Source organism: Methylobacterium sp. AC315, assembly GCF_979253755.1.
The window spans coordinates 191,336-211,012 of the sequence record NZ_CEEDEA010000007.1 but is presented as its reverse complement, the minus strand read 5'-3'; the positions used below and the strand labels follow the sequence as shown (position 1 = coordinate 211,012).

Annotated in this window: 17 protein-coding genes; 9 read left to right on the top strand and 8 right to left on the bottom strand. The window is 70.8% G+C overall.

The genetic code is table 11. From position 1 onward, the window contains the following. Positions 1 to 293 precede the first annotated feature (293 nt). The 3 genes from AC0IY0_RS14820 to AC0IY0_RS14810 all read left to right on the top strand — a co-directional run bounded on the left by AC0IY0_RS14820 (position 294) and on the right by AC0IY0_RS14810 (position 4,262). Positions 294 to 2,219, top strand: coding sequence for a propionyl-CoA synthetase (locus AC0IY0_RS14820; protein WP_471764281.1), 1,926 nt, complete (start codon positions 294 to 296; stop codon positions 2,217 to 2,219). 235 nt (positions 2,220 to 2,454) lie between these two features. Then, positions 2,455 to 2,874, top strand: a complete 420-nt coding sequence (locus tag AC0IY0_RS14815) for a CopG family transcriptional regulator (protein WP_147908882.1) — start codon at positions 2,455 to 2,457, stop codon at positions 2,872 to 2,874. 71 nt (positions 2,875 to 2,945) lie between these two features. Further along, positions 2,946 to 4,262 (top strand): extracellular catalytic domain type 1 short-chain-length polyhydroxyalkanoate depolymerase, encoded by a 1,317-nt coding sequence (locus AC0IY0_RS14810; RefSeq protein ID WP_471764279.1) that lies wholly within the window; start codon positions 2,946 to 2,948, stop codon positions 4,260 to 4,262. 20 nt (positions 4,263 to 4,282) lie between these two features. On the opposite strand, the gene AC0IY0_RS14805 is transcribed toward AC0IY0_RS14810, so the two are convergent. Continuing rightward, complete coding sequence (locus AC0IY0_RS14805; RefSeq protein ID WP_147908881.1) at positions 4,283 to 4,774, bottom strand: hypothetical protein; 492 nt, start codon at positions 4,772 to 4,774, stop codon at positions 4,283 to 4,285. A 202-nt stretch (positions 4,775 to 4,976) separates the two neighbouring features. On the opposite strand from AC0IY0_RS14805, the gene AC0IY0_RS14800 reads away from it, so the two are divergent. Further along, a complete protein-coding gene (locus AC0IY0_RS14800; RefSeq protein ID WP_471764275.1) occupies positions 4,977 to 6,095 on the top strand; it encodes an NADH:flavin oxidoreductase/NADH oxidase in 1,119 nt (372 codons plus the stop codon). A gap of 152 nt (positions 6,096 to 6,247) precedes the next feature. On the opposite strand, the gene AC0IY0_RS14795 is transcribed toward AC0IY0_RS14800, so the two are convergent. Then, on the bottom strand, positions 6,248 to 8,347 hold the full coding sequence (locus AC0IY0_RS14795; protein WP_147908879.1) for a beta-galactosidase: 2,100 nt from the start codon (positions 8,345 to 8,347) through the stop codon (positions 6,248 to 6,250). Between the two features lie 202 nt (positions 8,348 to 8,549). Next, on the bottom strand, positions 8,550 to 9,305 hold the full coding sequence (locus AC0IY0_RS14790; protein ID WP_471764273.1) for a phosphodiester glycosidase family protein: 756 nt from the start codon (positions 9,303 to 9,305) through the stop codon (positions 8,550 to 8,552). A 222-nt stretch (positions 9,306 to 9,527) separates the two neighbouring features. Here AC0IY0_RS14790 and AC0IY0_RS14785 point away from each other — a divergent pair, with 222 nt between their 5' ends. The 3 genes from AC0IY0_RS14785 (at position 9,528) to AC0IY0_RS14775 (ending at position 12,355) form a co-directional block, all read left to right on the top strand. Then, positions 9,528 to 10,049: a hypothetical protein gene (locus AC0IY0_RS14785; RefSeq protein WP_147908888.1), complete on the top strand. Its 522-nt coding sequence runs from the start codon at positions 9,528 to 9,530 to the stop codon at positions 10,047 to 10,049. 129 nt (positions 10,050 to 10,178) lie between these two features. Continuing rightward, positions 10,179 to 11,483: an MFS transporter gene (locus AC0IY0_RS14780; RefSeq protein WP_147908877.1), complete on the top strand. Its 1,305-nt coding sequence runs from the start codon at positions 10,179 to 10,181 to the stop codon at positions 11,481 to 11,483. Positions 11,484 to 11,485: 2 nt separating this feature from the next. Continuing rightward, positions 11,486 to 12,355, top strand: a complete 870-nt coding sequence (locus tag AC0IY0_RS14775) for an amidohydrolase family protein (RefSeq protein ID WP_147908876.1) — start codon at positions 11,486 to 11,488, stop codon at positions 12,353 to 12,355. Between the two features lie 6 nt (positions 12,356 to 12,361). Here the strand turns inward: AC0IY0_RS14775 and AC0IY0_RS14770 are convergent, their stop codons facing one another. The 4 genes from AC0IY0_RS14770 to AC0IY0_RS14755 form a co-directional block, all read right to left on the bottom strand. Further along, positions 12,362 to 12,559, bottom strand: a complete 198-nt coding sequence (locus AC0IY0_RS14770) for a hypothetical protein (protein WP_147908875.1) — start codon at positions 12,557 to 12,559, stop codon at positions 12,362 to 12,364. 74 nt (positions 12,560 to 12,633) lie between these two features. Further along, on the bottom strand, positions 12,634 to 13,953 hold the full coding sequence (locus tag AC0IY0_RS14765; protein WP_147939401.1) for an MFS transporter: 1,320 nt from the start codon (positions 13,951 to 13,953) through the stop codon (positions 12,634 to 12,636). 33 nt (positions 13,954 to 13,986) lie between these two features. Continuing rightward, positions 13,987 to 14,628, bottom strand: a complete 642-nt coding sequence (locus AC0IY0_RS14760; protein WP_471764271.1) for an alpha/beta hydrolase — start codon at positions 14,626 to 14,628, stop codon at positions 13,987 to 13,989. 6 nt (positions 14,629 to 14,634) lie between these two features. Beyond that, positions 14,635 to 15,195 carry a cupin domain-containing protein gene (locus tag AC0IY0_RS14755; RefSeq protein ID WP_147908872.1) on the bottom strand — a complete coding sequence of 187 codons (561 nt, stop codon included), beginning with the start codon at positions 15,193 to 15,195 and terminating at the stop codon, positions 14,635 to 14,637. Positions 15,196 to 15,347: 152 nt separating this feature from the next. Between AC0IY0_RS14755 and aptA the strand changes: the two genes are divergently transcribed. Then, positions 15,348 to 16,682 (top strand): omega-aminotransferase AptA, encoded by a 1,335-nt coding sequence (aptA, locus tag AC0IY0_RS14750; protein WP_147908871.1) that lies wholly within the window; start codon positions 15,348 to 15,350, stop codon positions 16,680 to 16,682. Between the two features lie 359 nt (positions 16,683 to 17,041). Continuing rightward, on the top strand, positions 17,042 to 18,103 hold the full coding sequence (locus AC0IY0_RS14745; protein WP_147939405.1) for an SDR family oxidoreductase: 1,062 nt from the start codon (positions 17,042 to 17,044) through the stop codon (positions 18,101 to 18,103). 70 nt (positions 18,104 to 18,173) lie between these two features. Here the strand turns inward: AC0IY0_RS14745 and AC0IY0_RS14740 are convergent, their stop codons facing one another. Further along, on the bottom strand, positions 18,174 to 19,463 hold the full coding sequence (locus tag AC0IY0_RS14740) for an ArgE/DapE family deacylase (RefSeq protein ID WP_147908869.1): 1,290 nt from the start codon (positions 19,461 to 19,463) through the stop codon (positions 18,174 to 18,176). Positions 19,464 to 19,677: the final 214 nt, after the last annotated feature.

Here is a 19,677-nt window from a genome sequence, read left to right as displayed (position 1 = left end):
TTACGCTCTTCCAACCGAGACCCCGTCGCGAGGCGCCCGCGCCACTGAGCCTCGAAGGCGCCCTCCAGATGCAGCCGCGATCCCTGGAACCCTCCTTCGAGGCCTCCGCTTCGGTCCAGAACATCAGAATGATGGGACTGGGTAGGAGAAGCCGGCTCTTCGGCTGAGCCCGGTAGCGATCCATAAGCGCGTTATCATCCACTTGGACGACCGCTCGCGCGCGCAAAAAAATCAGAATCGGCTAATCTCTCCGGGATGCCGCCGGAGAGCGGCTCCGAGGACACGCCGCGCCCATGACCACCGCCAGCCTGCCGGGCCGCTATCCCGAGATCTATGACGCGGCGCGCCGCGACCCGGAGGCGTTCTGGCGCGAGGCGGCCCGGGCGCTCGACTGGTCGCGCGCGCCCGAGCAGATCTTCGCGCCGGACGCCGGGCCCTACGGCCGCTGGTTCCCGGACGGGACGCTCAACGCCTGCCACAACGCGGTGGACCGCCACGCCGACGGGGCGCGGGCCGAGCAGGCGGCGATCCTGTACGATTCCCCCGTCACCGGCACGAAGCGCAGCATCAGCTACCGGGCCCTGCGCGATTCGGTGGCGACGCTCGCGGCCGTCTTGGCCGATCTCGGCGTCGGCAAGGGCGACCGGGTGATCCTGTACATGCCGATGGTGCCCGAGGCCCTGTTCGGCATGCTGGCCTGCGCCCGGCTGGGCGCCGTCCACTCGGTGGTGTTCGGCGGCTTCGCGGCGAACGAATTGGCGGTGCGGATCGAGGATGCGGCCCCGAAGGTGGTGCTGGCGGCCTCCTGCGGCCTGGAGCCGAACCGGGTGGTCGCCTACAAGCCGCTGCTGGACCTCGCGATCGCCACCTCCCGGCACAAGCCCGAGGCCTGCCTGATCCTGCAGCGTCCTCAATGCGCCGCGACGCTCGTCGCGGGCCGCGACCACGATTGGGCCGAGGCCGTCGCGGCCGCCGAGGCGGCGGGCAAGCGCGCCGCCTGCGTGCCGGTGGCCGCCACCGACCCGCTCTACGTCCTCTACACCTCCGGGACGACCGGCAAGCCGAAGGGCGTGGTCCGGGATACCGGCGGCTACCTCGTGGCGCTCGCTTGGTCGATGCCGAACCTCTACGGCGTCCGGCCCGGCGAGACCTATTTCTGCGCCTCCGATATCGGCTGGGTGGTCGGCCATTCCTACATCGTCTACGCGCCGCTGCTGCACGGCTGCACCACGGTCCTGTACGAGGGCAAGCCGGTGGGCACGCCCGATGCCGGGGCGTTCTGGCGGGTGGTCGCCGAGCACGGCGTAGTCTGTCTGTTCACGGCGCCGACGGCCCTGCGCGCGATCAAGAAGGAGGATCCGGCCGGGGCGCTGGTGGGCGACTACGACCTGTCCGCCTTCCGCAGCCTGTTCCTGGCCGGGGAGCGGGCCGACCCGGATTCGGTCGCCTGGGCCGAGCGGGCGCTGGATCGCCCGGTCATCGACCATTGGTGGCAGACCGAGACCGGCTGGCCGATCGCCGGCAACCCGTTGGGCCTCGGCCTCCTGCCGGTCAAGCACGGCAGCACCTGCGTGCCGATGCCGGGCTACGCGGTCGCGGTCCTGGACGAGGGCGGCAAGCCGGTCCCGCCCGGCACGATGGGCACCATCGCGATCCGGCTGCCCCTGCCGCCCGGCTGCCTGCCGACCCTGTGGGGCTCGGACGCCCGGATGCGGTCGAGCTACCTCGCCACCTTCCCGGGCTACTACGACACCTCGGATGCCGGGGTGATCGACGCCGACGACTACATCACCGTGCTCGGGCGGACCGACGACATCATCAACGTCGCGGGCCATCGCCTGTCCACCGGCGGCATGGAGGCGGTGCTGGCCGGCCACCCCGATGTCGCCGAATGCGCGGTGATCGGCATCCGCGACGCGCTGAAGGGCGAGGTGCCCTGCGGCTTCGTGGTGCTCAAGGCCCGGGTCCACCGCGCGCCCGAGGACATCGAGCGCGAGTTGGTCGCCAAGGTGCGCGACGAGATCGGGCCCGTGGCTGCGTTCAAGCTGGCGCTCACCGTGCCGCGCCTGCCGAAAACCCGGTCCGGCAAGATCCTGCGCGCCACCATGAAGCGCATCGCCGACCACGAGCCCTGGACGATGCCGGCGACCATCGACGACGCCTCCGTCCTCGACGAGATCGGCGCCAGCCTGAAGGGACGGGGGATCGGCGCGGATTGATGATGCGTCGCGATACGGGCTCCCGAAGGGCCCGAGGCCCTTCGGCGGGGTTCGGGGGGCGCAGCCCCGAATCCGGGCGAAGCCGGACACCAGGGCTCCGCCCCGGACACGCAACGGGCCGCCGACCCTTTGAAACCGCGACCGTTTCGAGACGCGTCGCGACCGTATCTTGCGCTGCGGCATCCGTTCACCATCTCTAGACCATCCAACCGGATGGGCTGGAGAGGGCGAGGCGATGGCAGACACCGTACCGGAACTCCGGCCCAAGGTGCCGGATAGCGAGAAGATCACGATCAACCTGGGCTTCGTCGATCTCGGCCGGGTCGACCTGATGGTCCGCGATGGGTTCTACGCCAACCGCGCCGACTTCATCCGCACCGCGGTGCGCAACCAGCTGGACCGGCAGGAGGAGGCGGTGCGCCAATCCGTGGCCCGCCGCCAGCTGCGGCTGGGCGTCTCACACTATTCCCGCGCCGCCCTGGAGGCCGCCCGGGATGCCGGCGTGCCCCTGCACATCCAGGTCCTCGGCCTCGCCACGGTGGCGACGGACGTCACACCCGAATTGGCGCGCGCCGCCATCGCCTCCGTGGAGGTGCTTGGGGCGTTCCAGGCCAGCCCCGCGGTCAAGGCCGCCCTGGCCGACCGGATCGCCTGAAGAATTTCCCGACCGCACAGCCGGGCGCAGCCGCCGGCCGTGTCCGAACCCCGCCCGCAAGGAACGGCCCGATGAAGCACTTCCCCAAGCTGGACTTTTTGAACTTCGACCTGTCCAAGATGAAGCTCGGCGGGTTCGGAGCCCCCGGCTCGGCCGAGGCCGAGGGCAAGCGCGCGGCCCGAGCCGCCCGGATGACGGCCGCCATGGGCCGGTTCCAGAGCCAGCAGGCCGACGCCTTCGCCCGCTGGGCCGAGGCGCGCGAGCGCCCGGCCGAGACGACCGGGGGCGCCCCGATCATCGACATGGAGGCGCCGCAGGCCCCCGGCGACGCCTGGACGGCCCCCAAGCCGAGTGCCGAGCCGGACCACGCCGCCCCACACGTCCCCCCACACGCCGCCGACATCGCCGCGGCGGTGATGCGGACCGTGCGCGACGGCCTCGCGCGGAGCGGACTCTCCACCGGCGGTTTCGCGGAGGGCTTCGCGGGAGCCCCCGTGCAGCCCGGACGGCCCGCCACCGCGACCGTGCCGGCCGGCGCCCGGTTCGAGGACAGAACCTTCACGGCCGCCGCGGGCAGCCGCCGCTACAAGGTGTTCGTGCCGAGCGGCTACACCGGCCAAGCGCTGCCCGTCCTCCTGATGCTGCACGGCTGCACCCAGAACCCGGACGACTTCGCCGCCGGGACGCGGATGAACCGCCTCGCCGAGGCGCAGACCTTCCTGGTCGCCTATCCGGAGCAACCCCAGTCGGCAAACATGCAGCGCTGCTGGAACTGGTACGCCACCAGCGACCAGACCCGCGACGCCGGAGAGCCGGCCCTGCTCGCCGGCATCGCCCGGGCGGTGGTGGAGGAGTTCTCGGCCGACCCGAACCGGGTCTACGCTGCGGGTCTCTCGGCCGGGGGTGCTACGGCGGCGATCCTGGCGGCGACCTATCCGGACCTGTTCGCGGCGGTGGGCGTCCATTCGGGCCTGGCCTGCGGCGCGGCCCGGGACGTTCCCTCGGCCTTCGCCGCCATGAAGGGGCAGGGCAGCGCCCCGGGCCGCAACCGGCAGGCGGTCCCGACCATCGTGTTCCACGGCGACATCGATCGCACCGTGCACCCGGCCAACGGCGATCAGGTGGTCGCCCAGGCCATGGCGCCCACGGGCCTCGCCGAGACGGTCGACCGGGGCACGAGCCCGGGGGGCGTCGCCTACACCCGAACGGTCCGCAAGGACGCCGCCGGCGGGACCCAGCTGGAATACTGGATCTTGCACGGGGCCGGGCATGCTTGGTCGGGCGGCAGCCCGGACGGCTCGTTCACCGAGCCTCGCGGGCCGGATGCGAGCGCCGAGATGGTCCGGTTCTTCCTCGGCCATGCGCGCAAGGCGGGTGGCCGAGCCTGACCGTCCGGGCGGGACGAGGTTCAGTCGGCCTCACCCCCCTCGGGTGCCTCGTCCGAGAGGTCGGCCGAGGGGACCGGCCGCGACAGGGCCGGCGCATAGGCCCCCGGCATCGTGGCGGTCGTGACCGAGGCGGGTAGGCGCCGTGGGCCCGGCTCGGCGGGGATCAGCGTCGCGCTTGCCGCGACGAAGCCCGCCAGCGCCCGCAGATCCTCGGGCTGGCGCGGGTCGCGTGAGACGAGCGCCGCGTCGTGCTGCAGGCGCAGGTTGCAGGCCTGCGACGGCAGACCGCCTGCCGGCGTGCAGGCGTCGTGGCGGGCGCAGGCGGCGTCGAGGGCATCGATCGGCGGCAGCGGCGCGTTGTTGCCGGGGCCGCAATAGTTGCCGTGAATCAAGATCTTCGGGCCACCGAACGCCGCCGGCTGGGCATCGGCGGGGACGGCCAGGAACGCCGCCAGGGCGAACGGAGCCGCGGCCAGGGCGGCAAATCGGGTGGAACGGTTCGGGAGCAACATGGCGTGGACCTCGCGCGATCTCGCCCCCTCAGGCGGTTCGCAGGCGGTATCAGACCGTCATTCAGCCAGAAGTTACCGAACGCGTGGTCGGTTCCCTTGCGGCCGTGCCGTGGCCGCATGGCGGGTGGGCTTGCGCACATGCCGATGCTGGCCTCGGCCGCGCGCCTGCGCCACATAGGTCCGGCGCGTAACGGAGCCGCCCATGACCGCCCGCCTGTTCGAACCGCTCACCCTCGACGCCCTCACGCTCGAGAACCGCATCCTGATCGCACCGATGTGCCAGTATTCGGCCCGGGACGGCGAGGCCACAGACTGGCACATGATGCATCTCGGCCAGCTGGCGATGTCGGGGGCCGGCCTGCTGACCCTGGAGGCCACCGCAGTCTCGCCCGAGGCCCGGATCACCGCCTGGGACCTCGGCCTTTACAATGACGGCTGCGAGCGGGCGCTCGGCCGGGTGCTCGAGGCGGTGCGCGAATACGCCCCGATCCCGATCTGCATCCAGATCGCCCATGCCGGCCGCAAGGCATCGAGCGAGGCGCCCTGGGCCGGCGGCCAGCAGATCCCGCCCGAGCAGGCCTATGGCTGGCGCACGGAGGCGCCCTCGGCGGTCGCGCACGGCGAGGGCGAGGTCCCGCCCCACGCCCTCGACGCCGCCGACCTGAAGCGCGTCCGCGAGCAGTTCGTGGCTACCGCCAAGCGCGCCGTGCGCCTGGGCATCGAGGCCGTGGAGCTGCACGGCGCCCACGGCTACCTGCTGCACCAATTCCTGTCGCCGATCGCCAACAAGCGCACCGATGCCTATGGCGGCAGCCTCGAGAACCGGATGCGCTTCCCCCTCGAAGTCTACGATGCCGTGCGCGACGTCGTCCCGGCGGGCAGCCCGGTCTGGCTGCGGGTCTCGGCCACCGACTGGGTCGAGGACGGCTGGGACCTCGACGAGACCGTGGCCCTGGGACAGGCGCTCAAGCGCGCTGGCTCACCCGCGCTCCACGTCTCGACGGGTGGCGTCTCGCCGAAGCAGGCGATCAAGCTCGGGCCGGGCTACCAAGTGCCCTATGCCGAGCGGATCAAGGCCGAGACCGGGCTGACCACCATCGCGGTCGGCCTCATCACTGAGGCGCAGCAGGCCGAGACGATCCTGGCCGAGGGCAAGGCCGATGCGATCTCGCTGGCCCGGGCCATAATGTACGACCCCCGCTGGCCCTGGCACGCGGCGGCCGAGCTCGGCGCCAAGGTGCACGCCCCGAAGCAGTACTGGCGCTCGCAGCCGCGGGAATACAAGGACCTGTTCAAGGATACGGCGTTCGGGCAGCGCTAGAGCGCGCGCAGCCGGCGTAGTTACCGGTTCGGCGCAAGCGATCGCGTTGCATCGAGGACTGAGAGCCGTCCCGGATTGCAGCGCGATCGGGAGCGGCTCTGGCGCCGCTCCCGATCAGACCGCGCCCGGCTCCGAAGCCGAGCGCGGGTCGATCAGGGCGCCGCGGACTCGCCTTCGAGGATCGCGACGCCCCAAGCCGGCAGGTCGATCGGCTTGCCGCGCGTGACCGCCCGACCGCCGAGGAGTTCGGTGCCGTTCATCATCGCGGGCGTGGCCCGTGCCGCCGCGGAGTAGTTCAAGACGTAGCGAACCGGATGCCCGTTCGACAGGGTGCCCCCGCGAACGACGATCGGCCAGTGCGCCGCGGGAACGTCGATCCCGGCGCGCGTGGCCGCATCCGCCAGGATTTTCTCCGCCAGGGCATCTGTCGGCATGAAGCCCACATAGGTGACCTCGCCCGCGCCCCAGCTGTTGCGCGTCACCGCGGCGGCGGCGGGCCAGGACGGGCTCTGGTAGCGCGCCACCACCGTTGCCGTGGTCGGGGTCAACATCTCCATCCACCAGCGGGCCTTGTTGTCGACAGCGCCGACGCCGAACGGGTCGCCGGCGAGGGATACGCCCTCGGGAACCGTGAACAGCTGATAGGTCACCCCTGCCGCCTGCGCGATCCCGCCCGGCTGCGCCGCGAAGCGCACCTTCGTGTTCTCGTCGGAGAAGCCGCTCTTGAAGCTGTAGAGCACGTGGGCGCCCGCCTTGGCGCATTCATTGAGCTTGGCGATCTCAGCATCGCTCGCCGCGTAGAGCGCCGGCACCACGATCAGCTTGTATTGATCGAGCGGTACCGTGGAGGACGGAGAGATCAGATCCACCTCGATGTTCTGCCGGTAAAGCGCATCGTAGAATCCTCGCACCACCTCGTTGTAGGTGACGGGCTTCCGATCGGCATTGGCCTTGAAGTCGTGCGTGTTGATCTTGAACGAATCGAAGGCGCTCAACGCGGCGTTGCTGACGTAGAGGGCGACGCGGTTCTTCTTCTTCATGTCGGCGAGCTTCGGCCCGAGCCGCTTGAGATCGGCGCCGATCGTCTTCGCCTCGTCGTAGACCGGGTTGGGCTTGTAGTCCTGCGTCAGCAGCCCGCGCCAGTAGGTCTCGAACGCGTTCGTGGTCGTGGCCCAGTGCCAGTACTCGACCATCTTCGCACCCGAGGCGAGGTGGCTGAAGGCCTGCAGGCGAAGCTGGCCAGGAAAGGGCGTCCATTCCGGGAATCCCTGCGCCTGAGTCTCGATCACCAGGTAATTCTCGCCGCCGCGCAGCGAGCGGGCCACGTCGCCGCCGAAGGCGATCTCGGTCCCGGTCAGCTTCTCCTGGCTGGGATGGTAGATGTCGATGCCGGCCACATCGAGCGCCTTGGCGGCTTCCCAATGGTTGACGTCCGGCTGGATGCCGTAGGAATAGCCGCGCCAGTCGAGGTCGAAATTCTGGGTGACGAACTGGCCGGGACGGGCGTGACGACGGACCAGATCAGCCTGCCACGCGAGGAAGTCGGTCACGAGCCCCCGCTGGAAAGCCTGGAAGGCGTTCGTCAAACTGGCGTTGATCGACGCGTTGACCGACGGGAAATCGTCCCAGCTGTTGATCCGGTTGCTCCAGTAGTCGAGCCCCCAAGCCTTGTTGAGCTCGTCGAGGCTCGACCACTTTCTTTTCAGGGCCGCAACGAAGGCGGCCTGGACGTTGGGGCCGCTGGTTCCGAACGACTTGGTCTCGTTGTCGACCTGGTAGCCGATGACCGCCGGATCGTCCTTCACGTGGGCGATCAGGGCCGCAATGACGCGCTCGGCGGCTGCGCGATAATGGGGATTGGTGATGTCCATATTCTGCCGCGGACCGTAGGCGCCCGGCTGCAGCAGGATGTCGGGGTGCTGACGCGCCAACCACGTCGGCACGGCATAGGTCGGCGTGCCGATGATGACCTTGATGCCTTCACGGTTCATCGCCGCGAGGGTCCTGTCGATCGGGGTGAAATTGAAGACGTTTGGCTGAGGCTCCAACGTGCCCCACGTGGATTCGGCGATCCGGACGACGGTGATGCCCGCCGCCTTCATCATCCTGGCGTCTTCGTCGACCCGATCGACCGGCGTATACTCATCGTAATAGGCCGCGCCGTACAGGATCGTTTGCGGGACTTGCGCCCCCGCCGAACTCGTCGCGATCAGCACAGCTGCGACGCTGCCGAAAAGCCTCGACCGACTCATGTTGCCCCCCTTTATTTTGTCTGAGTATATCGGGGTTGGGCGCGCGTTCAAGCGCTGACGGGGGTTCCCGACCGCCGGGCAATCGACCTCACGGCCCCGGCTCGCATGCCTGCCGGTGTCCGGCCACGTGGGGCCTCGTGGGCGTACCGTGATGTGGTCCGGGATCGGATCCGCGGTGACGCAGGATGCCGAGCGCGCGCCGTCAGCGCGCCATCGCCCCGACCAGCGGCCCCAGCGGCCGGCTGATGTCGGAGCGGCCGAGATTCGGCGCGTAGAGGCTGGACACCGTTCCGTCGAGGAACAGGGCGTTGCGGCAGCCGAGGTCGTCCCGGAACAAGCGGGCGAAGGCCCCGAACGTCACCGGGCGCTCGGAGATGGCGAACACCGCCACGCGGCCGTCCTCCTGTACCCCGACGCCGTTGCGGATCTTCTGGCTCGGCCCGTCCGCCGAGATTTTCGGGTGGATCTGGCCGTCGATCACCAGCATCGGGCCGGATTGGGTCGCGAAGTCGGGCCGGATCTTCGCCCGGAGATAATGTCCGGTGTCGAGCACGCCGGCCTTGTCGCCCTTCAGCCAGAACACGCCGTTGGGCTTGAGGTGGAAGTTGCCCGGCCCGTCCGCGGTCGAGAGGCGCTTCATCTCGCGCCCGTCCTCGACGTAGAGGCCCACCGGCGCCTGCTCCTTGTCGTACATGCCGGCATTCATCGCGAAGCCGAGGCGGCCGCCCTGCTTCTCGGCGAGGGTCCCCAGGGCGCCGTAGGGCCGGCCGTCCTCCTGAAGCCAGAACAGCCGCAGCCGCTGGCGCCGCAGGTCGACGGTGCAGACCGTGAAGCTCTCGCCCTGCGCCTGGACGGCGCGGCAGAGGTCCGGGGCGGCCGGCGCCGCCGCGGCTCCGCGGCTGAGGGCGACCAGCGCCAGGAGCGCGATCAAGAAGGCGTGAACCGGGCGCGTCGTCATCGAGGGTTCCGTGATGCCCACAGGCGGAGACGCGGGCCGACGCAGGGGCTCTCACCTGGGAAAACGGCGATTTTGGTGTCCGGAACCGCACCGTCCACGGTCAGGATGGCGCCGGGCTTGCGCCTTGCGGGAGCGGCGGCGCGCCGCGGGGGGCGGCTGAACTGTTTTCAGTACTCGGCGTTTCTTAGCCACGAGGGCGGTCTAGATCCACGGAGATACATGATGAAGGGTGCAGTGCTTGGCTCGGCCATGCTGGCGGCGGGTGCCCTGGTCGTGATGCCGGCCAGCGCCGACGCGCGTGGCTTCGGCGGAGGCGGCTTCCACGGCGGCGGGTTCCACGGTGGTGGATTCGGCGGCGGGTTTCGAGGCGGCGGATTCGGCGGGTTCCGCGGCGGTGGCTTCGGCGGGTTCCGGGGCGGCTACGGCGGGTTCCGCGGCGCCGGCTTCCGCGGTGGCTACGGCCGGGGCTTCTACGGCCGCGGCTACGGCTATCGCGGCGGCTACGGCTACGGGCTCGGCGGCCTGGGTCTCGGCGTCGGCCTGGGTCTGGCGGCCGGCGGCCTCTATGGTGGCTACGGCGGTTACGGCGGCGGCTACGGCTATCCGGGCTACGGCTATGGCGGCGGCTACGCCCCGGTCGGCTTCGCCGGCGATTACGGCTACGGCGGCGGCTGCTACACGGTCCCGCGGGTGCGCTGGACCCCCTACGGCTACCGCCGGGTTCTGGTGGAGCGCTGCTACTGAGCGACGCCTGAACCGGAACGTCTCGGAAAAGGCCGCCTCAGGGCGGCCTTTTCCTTGCGTAGCACCTCCCCACGGTTGCACAGCTCGGCTATTGGCGCCGATATTGGTATCCGCTGACGGGAGAGTGTGATGCGGACGGAAGCAGGGCCGGGACATCCGGGCGTGGAGGCGGTGGAAATCCGCGATGCCAGCCTGATGGCCTTCTACCGCTCCATGACGTCGACGGAGCGGCACACCTTCTGGGCCTGCGCTGCCGGGTGGTGCCTCGACGGCATGGACTTCATGATCTACCCGCTGGTGATCGGGACGATCATGGCCCTCTGGCATGTCGATTCCGGCACGGCCGGCCTCGCCGCCACGGTGACGCTGCTGGCCTCGGCCCTGGGCGGCTGGCTCGCGGGCTTCGTCGCCGACCGGATCGGCCGGGTGCTCACCCTCCAGATCACCATCCTGTGGTTCTCGGTGTTCTCGCTGCTCTGCGCCTTCGTGCAGAACTTCGAGCAGCTGCTCATCGCCCGGGCGATCCTGGGGCTCGGCTTCGGTGGCGAGTGGGCGGCCGGCGCCGTGCTGATCGGCGAGACCATCCGGGCCGAATATCGCGGCCGCGCGGTCGGCTCGGTCCAGTCCGGCTGGGCGATCGGCTGGGGCATGGCGGTGCTCGCACAGGCCGTGACCTTCTCGCTGCTGCCCCCCGAGATCGCCTGGCGCTGGATGTTCGCGATCGGTGCGCTCCCGGCCCTGCTGATCTTCTACCTGCGCCGCTACGTCCAGGAGCCGCAGGTCGCCGCCGAGACTCGTGCCCGGGCCATCGCGACCGGCGACCGGCCGAAGATCTGGGAGATCTTCTCCGGGCCGATCCTCAAGACCACCCTGCTCGCCTCGCTGGCGGCGGCCGGATGCCAGGGCGGCTACTACGCGATCACCACCTGGGTGCCGCGCTTCCTGACCACGGAGCGCGGCTTGTCGGTGGTGTCCTCCACGGGCTACCTCGCGGCCCTGATCGTCGGCTCGTTCGCCGGCTATCTCGTGGGCGCGTGGCTGGCCGACCGGCTCGGGCGCCGGCCGCTGTTCCTGATCTTCTCGCTCGGCGCCATCGCGGTGATCGTCGCCTACACGCAGATCCCGCTCTCCAACGGCGTGCTCTGGGTGCTGGGCTTCCCGCTCGGCTTCTTCGCCTCCGGTTATTTCTCCGGAATGGGCGCGTTCCTGACCGAACTCTACCCGACCCGTTTGCGCGGCTCGGGGCAGGGGTTCTGCTACAATTTCGGCCGGGGCATCGGCGCCCTGTTCCCAGCGCTCGTCGGCTACCTCGCCGAGCGCGCCGGCCTCGCCTCGGCCATCGCGATCTTCGCGGCCATCGCCTACGGGATCTTCTTCCTGGCGGCCTTCGCGCTGCCCGAGACCCGCGGCCGGGTCCTGCACGCGGATACCTGATCATGGCGGAGATCAGAGACTGCCCGGCCCCCGATCCGCACCCCGGCGGCCCGACGCGCTACCGGGTGCCGGAGGGCGCGGTCGACACCCATGCCCACGTGATCGGCCTGCCACCGGCCTATCCGCTCGTGGCCGACCGCAGCTACACGCCCCCGGCCGCCCCCGCGGACCGGTACCTCGCGATGCTCGACGCCACCGGCATGGCCAACGGCGTGCTGGTCCAGGTCAGCGTCCACGGCACCGACAACCGCCTGATGGTGGAGACGCTCCGGGCCAACCGGCAGCGCCTGCGCGGCATCGCGGTGATCCCGCTGGGCCTCCCCGATGCGGACCTCGCCGCCCTGAAGGAGGCCGGGGTGGTGGGCCTGCGCCTCAACGTGCTGTTCGGCGGCGGCATCGGCCTCGATGCGGTGGAGGCCTACGGGGCGCTGGCCCGCGAGATGGGCTGGCACCTCCAGTTCCTGCTCGACGCCCGCGACCTGCCGCCGATTGCGAGCCGCCTGTCGCGGCTGCCGGTGCCCCTGGTGTTCGACCATATGGGCCACATGCCGGCCTCGGCCGGGGTGGAGCATCCAGGCTTCCAGACCCTGCTCGGCCTCGTGCGCGACGGCCATTGGGTGAAGCTGTCGGGCGCCTTCCGGGACTCGGTGGCCGGGCCGCCCTATGCCGACACAATTCCCTTCGCCCGCGCCCTCAACGAGGCCGCCCCCGAGCGCTGCGTCTGGGGCTCGGACTGGCCGCACGTCGCCGCCTGGGACGGCCCGCCGCGCCTGTCCGACCTCCTCGACCTGATGGCCGAGTGGGTGCCGGACGCGGACAGGCGCCGCCGGCTCTTCGTCGACAACCCGCGCCGGCTCTACGGCTTCGGGTAGGCGATTTCAGACCCGTAGGTCGAGGCGCTGGCCCTGGCCGGGAGGCGCCGGCGGCCCGGATGCGGCGCCGCCCTGGGCGGTCTCCGCCACCAGGCCGGCCACCGCCTTCTCGGCGGCGATCTGCTGGCGCGCCACCGCGGTGCCGATCGCCTGGTTCTGGGACGTCGCCAGCATCTGGCTGGCCGTGGCGGCGAGGGTGCTCATGCGACCGTTCTAACGCGAGCCCTTGAATCCGGCGTTAGCCGGATCCGCCGCCTTTGAGTGAAAACCCGGGACCCTCAGTCGTCCTGAAAGCCGCGCTGGCGCGCCCGGTAGCCGCCGATCAGCGTCACGCAGAGGAAGGAGATCCCGGCAAGGACCGTCCCGAACACGGCGATCGGCCACCAATGCCCCTGGAAGCGCTCGGCCAGCACCGTGCCGACGATCGGTGTCAGGCCACCGGCCAGCGCCCCGCAGAACTGGTAGGCGATCGAGATCGCCGTATAGCGCACCCGGGCCGGGAAGGCGCCCGCGAGGTAGCCGGCGATCACCGCGTAGAAGGTCGCGGTGCCGACGACGTTCAGGGCGAGCCCGAGGATGATCAAGCTCACCGACCGGGTCTCGACCAGCCAGAACAGCGGGTAGGGGGCCAGCATCGCCCAGACCAGCGCGCCCTGCAGGAACAGCCGCTCGTTGCGGATGAGCTCCGCGATACGGGCGCCCACCGGGGTCATCACCAGCTGCACCACGGCCGCGATCAGCAGCGCGTCCAGGATCGTCGCGCGGGCGATCCCGAGATACTGCGTCGTGAACGCGATCATGAAGGTGTTGAACAGGTAGACCGAGGCGATCGCGAAGGTGTTGGCGCCGGCCGCCAGCAGCACCGGCTTGAGGAAGGACGACAGCACCTCGCGCACGGGGGCCTGCGGCGGCCCGCCCGCGGCCCGGGTCTTCTCGAAGGCGGGCGATTCGGCGACGCCGAGCCGGATCGCGAGGCCGACGCCCAGCAGCAGAACGCTCACCAGGAACGGCAGGCGCCAGCCCCAGGCCAGGAAGGTCTCCTTGTCCAGCAGGCTGGCGAGCCGGAAAGCCAGGAGCGACAGGATCTGCCCGGCGGGGCTGCCGAGCTGCGCGAACGAGGCGAAGAAGGTGTTGCGCCCGGCCGGCGCGTGCTCGGCGGCCATAAGCACGGCCCCGCCCCACTCGCCGCCGACCGCGATACCCTGCACCAGCCGCAGCACGACCAACAGCACCGGCGCCCACAGGCCGACCGACGCGTAGGTCGGCAGCAGCCCGATCCCGGACGTGGCGATGCCCATCATCACCAGGGTCGCCACCAGGGCGCGCTTGCGCCCGAAGCGGTCGCCGAGATGCCCGAAGATTACCCCGCCGAGGGGCCGGGCCAGGAAGCCGACCGCGAACGTGCCGAAGGCCGCAAGCGTCGCGATGTAGGGCGATTCCGCCGTGAAGAAGAGCGGCCCGAACACCAGGGCCGCCGCGGTGCCGTAGATGAAGAAATCGTACCACTCGATGGTGGTGCCCACGAAGGCCGCCACCGCCGCCCGCGTCGACTGGCTCTTCCCGGGTGCCGATCCCGGGGCTTCCTGCGTGACGGCCATCGATCCTCGCGCGCTCGCGGTGGCATTCTGCATTCACCTGCCAGTACCGAATCCGCCGCCCGCCAGGAACCGCAAAGTCTGCGCGATGACGGTGGGATGATGCATCATCAGCGCGTGGCTCACCGGCAGGACCAGATGACCCTGCAGACCGGCGATCCGGGTCGCGGCCACGCTGACCCGGCCGTCATTGGGCCGGGGCAGCATCAGCCAGCCGATCGGATCGACGGTGCGGGTGCCGGCGATAACGCCGACCGGGTAATCCGGATCGGGCCAGACCGGGACGCTGCGGGTCCCGAGCGTGAGACCCGCCGGCCCGAAGACCCGGCGGTAGAGCCCGAGATGACCCAGCCGATCCGCGATCTCGCTGCCGCGATTGGGCGGCCCGAGCATGACCAGCCGGCCGAGCCGCTCCGGCCGCGCCTGGGCGATCAGGGCCCGGGCGAGGAGCCCGCCCATCGAATGCCCGACGAAGTGCAGATCCCCCGGGGTCCCGCGCGCGATCTCGGCGATGCGGGGGCCGGGTGAGGCCGTGAGGTCCGGCAGGGCGTGGCGGGTCGAGGGATAGTCGAGCGCCACCGCTCGGTAGCCCGAGGCGGTCAGCGCCGCCCGCATCCGCGCGAGCGAGACGGACGTCCGCCCGAGACCGTGGAGGAGGATGACGCTGTCGCCCGGCATCCGGCTCTAAAAACTCGGCGGCGTGCAGGCGCTGACCAGCTCGCACGGGTTGGGGCCGACGCAGCGGAACCGGTGCGGGCGGCGGCTGTCGAAGCTGTAGGCATCGCCGGGGCCGAGGATGCGCCGCTCCTCGCCGACCGTGACCTCGAGGCGGCCGGACAGCACGATGCCGCCCTCCTCGCCCTCGTGGGAGAGCGGCACCCGGCCGGTATCGGCCCCGGGCTCGTAGCGCTCCTTCAGGAGTTGGAGCTTGCGCCCGAACAGGCTGTCGCCGACCTGCAGGAACGAGATCGCCCCCTTGGTCGCCTTGCGGCCGATCTCGGTCAGTTCGTCTGCCGCGAAGAACGCCTTGCGCTCCGGCTCCGGTTCGAGCGCGAAGAACTCGGCCATGCCGATCGGCACCCCGTCGAGGATGCGCTTGAGGGCGCCCACCGAGGGGTTCACCCGGTTCGCCTCGATCAGCGAAATCGCCGAGTTCGTCACCCCGGCGCGCTTGGCCAGCGCCCGCTGCGACAGGCCGTGGCGGGCCCGCACGAAGCGCAGGCGCGCGCCGACATCGATGCTCATCCGTCCCGGCCCCGTTTCAGGTGTTGAGGATCCCGCAACGGTGCCGTCCGCGGCCCCGATTCTGCAAGGGCTTGGCGGCGATCAGAAAAGGACTTGTTGCCCGATCCGCCAGGGTGTCCCCTGGACTGGACGTCGCCCCGGAGAGCCGACCCATGACCGACCATCCCCTGCGCAACACGCCGTCGCTCGACGCCTTCTGGATGCCGTTCACCGCCAACCGCCAGTTCAAGGCGGCGCCGCGGATGCTGGTGGCCGCCGAGGGCATGCACTACACGGCCGATGACGGCCGCACGGTGCTGGACGGCACCGCCGGGCTCTGGTGCGTCAATGCCGGGCACGGGCGCCGGGGGATCTCCGCCGCGGTGGAGCGCCAGCTCGCGACGCTGGACTTCGCCCCGACCTTCCAGATGGGCCACCCGATCGCGTTCGAGTTCGCCGAGCGGCTGGCCGAGATCGCCCCGGGCGGCCCGGACAACCGCCTCGACCGGGTGTTCTTCACCAATTCCGGCTCCGAATCGGTCGACACCGCCCTCAAGATCGCGCTCGCCTACCAGCGGGCGATCGGGCAGGGCACCCGCACCCGGCTGATCGGCCGCGAGCGCGGGTATCACGGCGTCGGCTTCGGCGGCCTGTCGGTGGGCGGCATCGTGTCGAACCGCCGGGTCTTCCCGCAGCTCAACGGTACCGATCACCTGCGCCATACCCACGATCCGGCCCGCAACGCCTTCGTGAAGGGCCAGCCCGAGCACGGGGCGGAGCTGGCCGACGACCTGGAGCGGCTGGTGGCGCTTCATGGGGCCGAGACCATCGCGGCCTGCATCGTGGAGCCGGTGGCGGGCTCCACCGGCGTGCTGATCCCGCCGAAGGGCTATCTCGAACGCCTGCGCGCGCTCTGCACCAAGCACGGCATCCTGCTGATCTTCGACGAGGTCATCTCCGGCTTCGGCCGCCTCGGCGCGCCCTTCGCCACCGATTATTTCGGCGTGGTGCCCGATCTCGTGACCAGCGCCAAGGGCCTGACCAACGGCACGGTGCCGATGGGCGCAGTGTTCGCGAGCCGCGCGGTGCACGACGCGCTGATGAACGGCCCGGACGGGATCGAGCTGTTCCACGGCTACACCTATTCCGGGCACCCGGTGGCGTGCGCGGCCGGCCTCGCCACGCTCGACATCTACCGGGAGGAGGGGCTGCTCACCCGCGCCGCCGACCTCGCGGACGACTGGGCCACGGCGATGCACGACCTGCGCGGGCGCAAGAACGTCATCGACATCCGCACCATCGGGCTGATTGCCGGCATCGAGCTGGCGCCCCGGCCCGACGCCCCCGGCAAGCGCGCCTACGACCTGTTCGTGGATTGCTTCGCGCGCGGCCTTCTCACCCGCGTCACCGGCGACATCATCGCCCTGTCGCCGCCGCTGATCATCGAACACGGCCAGATCGGCGAGATCGTCGAGGTGCTGGGCGCGGCGATCGACCGGGTGGCGTGAGGAGCGGGGAGCGGCGGCCGCGCATCACGACACCGATCGATGATGATGCTCTGGCGGCACAATAAACCGCTTTGTCATTCCGGGTTCGCCTTCGGCGCCCCGGGATGACAAGGAGGATGTTCGGACGGCGGTGCAACGCCCGCATCCTTCAAAGAAGAAATAGCTCTCTGCGCCCGAGTCCTCCACGAGCACGATCGGTCCCCTCCTGAAAGCGGCCAGCGACGAGAACGCCTGTCTACCAAGCGCCTCCGCCAATACCCGCGACGCGGGGGAGGGCGGCGTCGGGCGGCCTTGAAGCCTATGGGGGGCGGCCGCATCTGCCGCTCAACCGGGATGTGAGCCGGGTCGAGAGGATGTGCATGTCGAACACCGCCCTGATCGTCGGCGCCAGCGGGATCGTGGGGAGCGCCACCGGGGCGCTGCTGGCCGAGGAGGGCTGGCGGGTCGCGGGGCTCGCCCGCAAGCCTGTGGCGATGGCGGGGGTCGAGCCGGTCGTCGCCGACCTTCAGGACCCGGACTCCCTCGACAAGGCGCTCGCCGGCCTCGCGCCGAGCCACGTATTCCTGGCGACTTGGCAGCGGCGCCCGACCGAGGCGGAGATGATCCGGGTCAACCGGGCCATGATCGAGAACCTGCTCGATGCCCTGCGGCCCCAGAAGAGCGTCCGCCACGTCGCCCTGGTGACCGGGCTGAAGCACTATCTCGGCCCGTTCGAGGCCTACGGCAAAGGCACCCTGCCGCAGACGCCGTTCCGCGAGGACCAGGGCCGGCTCGACATCGAGAACTTCTACTACGCCCAGGAGGACGCGGTGTTCGCGGCCAGCGCCCGCGACGGCTTCACCTGGAGCGTGCACCGCCCGCACACGATCATCGGCAAGGCGGTCGGCAATGCCATGAACATGGGCACGACGCTGGCCTGCTACGCCACCCTGTGCCGGGAGCTGGGGCGCCCCTTCACATTCCCGGGCTCGGCCGCCCAGTGGAACGGGCTCACCGACATGACCGACGCGAGGCTGCTCGCCCGCCAGCTGCTCTGGGCCTCCACCGAGCCGAAGGCCGCCAACGAGGCGTTCAACGTGGTCGACGGCGACGTCTTCCGCTGGAGCTGGATGTGGGGCCGGATCGCCGACTGGTTCGGGATCGAGGCGGTGCCGTTCGATGGTACGGTCCGGCCGCTGGAGGACAGGATGGCGCAGGACGGGCCGGCCTGGGCCGAGCTCGCCGAGCGCCACGGCCTGGCCGAGACGGACCTCGCGAAGCTCGCCTCCCCCTGGCACACCGATGCCGATCTCGGCCGGCCGATCGAGGTCGTCACCGACATGAGCAAGAGCCGCCGGCTGGGCTTTACGGCGTATCAGCCCACCGATGACGCGTTCTACGACCTGTTCACCCGGCTCCGGGCGGACCGGCTGATCCCCTGAGAAAGGGGGATCGCGGGCGCTCACATCGGGCAGGCAGGTCGTAGTGAACCGCTCGCGCGGAGCCCGTGCTTCAGCCCGCCCGCCGCTCCGTCCCGCACCACTCGGCCACGAACAGCGCCATCGCGGTGGTGCAGCGCTTGACCGAGGCGAGGCTGACGCGCTCGTCGAAGCCGTGGACGTTCTGGGCGATCGGCCCGTAGCACAGGGCCGGCACCCGGTCGTAGAGGGCGTAGACCCGCGTATCCAGGTAGCTCGGCGACATGAAGCTCTGCAGCTTGGCGCCCATCGCCCGCTCGTGGGCGCGACCGAGGACGGCTTCCGCCTCTGAGCCCTCCGCCAGCACGTATCCTTCGGCGAAGAACCCGTTGAAGGCGACGCGCGGCGGGTTGTTGGCCAAGAAGGAATCCGAGCGGGCGAAATCCGAGACCGCGGCCTCGATCTCGGCGGCGGCCCGGGCCGCTTCCATGCCCGGATAAAGCGCCACCCGGCAGTCGATCCGGCACCAGGCCGGCACCGAGGAGGCCCAGTCGCCGCCCTCGATCCGGCCGATATTGAGGTTGATCGGGTGGTCCTCGGCCTCGAAGTGGCGGTGCGCGCCCTTCTCGGCGTTCCAGCGCGCCTCGAGCTCCCGCAGAGCGGCGATGACCCGATAGGTCGCGTCGATCGCGTTGGCGCCGGCGCCCATCTCGCGCACGTGGACGGGCACGCCCCGGACCTCGACGGTGAACCACAGCACGCCGGTGTTGGCGCGCACCAGTTTCTCGTCCTCGGGCTCCGGGATCAGCACGGCGTCGGCCCGGTAGCCGCGCAGATGGGTCGCGAGCGCGCCGTTGCCGGTGGATTCCTCCTCGACCACCGACTGGATCGTCACCGCGGCGGCGGGCTGGAGGCCGAGGCGGGCCAGCGCATCGAGGGCGAACAGGTTGGCGGCGTGCCCGGCCTTCATGTCGCCGCCGCCGCGGCCGTAGAGCCAGTCGCCCTCGATCACCGGATCGAAGGGCGGGTGAGTCCACAGGTCGCGGGGCCCTTCCGGCACCACGTCGACATGGGCCTGCAGGATCAGCGAGCGCCCGGTCTCGGTCTGCGGGCGGTGGTGGCAGACGACGATCGGGGCGTCCGAGTGGCGCTCGTCGATCTTCGAGCCGCCCGGATGGGCCGCGATGGCGGCGCGGTCCATGGCGAAGCGCTCGGTGGCGTAGCCCCGGGACCGGAACGTCCCGAACACGTAATCCTGGCAGGCATGCTCGGCGCCCCGCAGCGAGGCGAACCGGACCAGCGCCTGCGTGTGCGCGACCTGGTCGGCGAAGCCTTCGGCCACGGACGCTTCGATCTCGGCGGCGAGGGCGGGGTCGAGGGCCATAAGATCTCCGGATCTGGGATGGGGTAGGAGGCGCCCGGCGGCGGGCGGGTGTCAACGGGCGCAACTTCCGGGGGGCATCTTCCGTGCCGAAGCCGGGCCGCCCGCCTGGGGAAGCGGCCAAGGACCAAGCCAAGTTCCGCGTGCAAGCGCTGCACCGGGTGGGTTCGCGACCGCCCGCGACGACGATGCAGGCGGCCGGATCCGGGCGGCCCCT

Excerpts from the sequence above, each read along its gene's own strand:
- AC0IY0_RS14820 (WP_471764281.1), top strand. The coding sequence starts at position 294 with ATGACCACCGCCAGCCTGCCGGGCCGCTATCCCGAGATCTATGACGCG.
- AC0IY0_RS14815 (WP_147908882.1), top strand. The coding sequence starts at position 2,455 with ATGGCAGACACCGTACCGGAACTCCGGCCCAAGGTGCCGGATAGCGAG.
- AC0IY0_RS14810 (WP_471764279.1), top strand. The coding sequence starts at position 2,946 with ATGAAGCACTTCCCCAAGCTGGACTTTTTGAACTTCGACCTGTCCAAG.
- AC0IY0_RS14805 (WP_147908881.1), bottom strand. The coding sequence starts at position 4,774 with ATGTTGCTCCCGAACCGTTCCACCCGATTTGCCGCCCTGGCCGCGGCT.
- AC0IY0_RS14800 (WP_471764275.1), top strand. The coding sequence starts at position 4,977 with ATGACCGCCCGCCTGTTCGAACCGCTCACCCTCGACGCCCTCACGCTC.
- AC0IY0_RS14795 (WP_147908879.1), bottom strand. The coding sequence starts at position 8,347 with ATGAGTCGGTCGAGGCTTTTCGGCAGCGTCGCAGCTGTGCTGATCGCG.
- AC0IY0_RS14790 (WP_471764273.1), bottom strand. The coding sequence starts at position 9,305 with ATGACGACGCGCCCGGTTCACGCCTTCTTGATCGCGCTCCTGGCGCTG.
- AC0IY0_RS14785 (WP_147908888.1), top strand. The coding sequence starts at position 9,528 with ATGAAGGGTGCAGTGCTTGGCTCGGCCATGCTGGCGGCGGGTGCCCTG.
- AC0IY0_RS14780 (WP_147908877.1), top strand. The coding sequence starts at position 10,179 with ATGCGGACGGAAGCAGGGCCGGGACATCCGGGCGTGGAGGCGGTGGAA.
- AC0IY0_RS14775 (WP_147908876.1), top strand. The coding sequence starts at position 11,486 with ATGGCGGAGATCAGAGACTGCCCGGCCCCCGATCCGCACCCCGGCGGC.
- AC0IY0_RS14770 (WP_147908875.1), bottom strand. The coding sequence starts at position 12,559 with ATGAGCACCCTCGCCGCCACGGCCAGCCAGATGCTGGCGACGTCCCAG.
- AC0IY0_RS14765 (WP_147939401.1), bottom strand. The coding sequence starts at position 13,953 with ATGGCCGTCACGCAGGAAGCCCCGGGATCGGCACCCGGGAAGAGCCAG.
- AC0IY0_RS14760 (WP_471764271.1), bottom strand. The coding sequence starts at position 14,628 with ATGCCGGGCGACAGCGTCATCCTCCTCCACGGTCTCGGGCGGACGTCC.
- AC0IY0_RS14755 (WP_147908872.1), bottom strand. The coding sequence starts at position 15,195 with ATGAGCATCGATGTCGGCGCGCGCCTGCGCTTCGTGCGGGCCCGCCAC.
- aptA (WP_147908871.1), top strand. The coding sequence starts at position 15,348 with ATGACCGACCATCCCCTGCGCAACACGCCGTCGCTCGACGCCTTCTGG.
- AC0IY0_RS14745 (WP_147939405.1), top strand. The coding sequence starts at position 17,042 with ATGTCGAACACCGCCCTGATCGTCGGCGCCAGCGGGATCGTGGGGAGC.
- AC0IY0_RS14740 (WP_147908869.1), bottom strand. The coding sequence starts at position 19,463 with ATGGCCCTCGACCCCGCCCTCGCCGCCGAGATCGAAGCGTCCGTGGCC.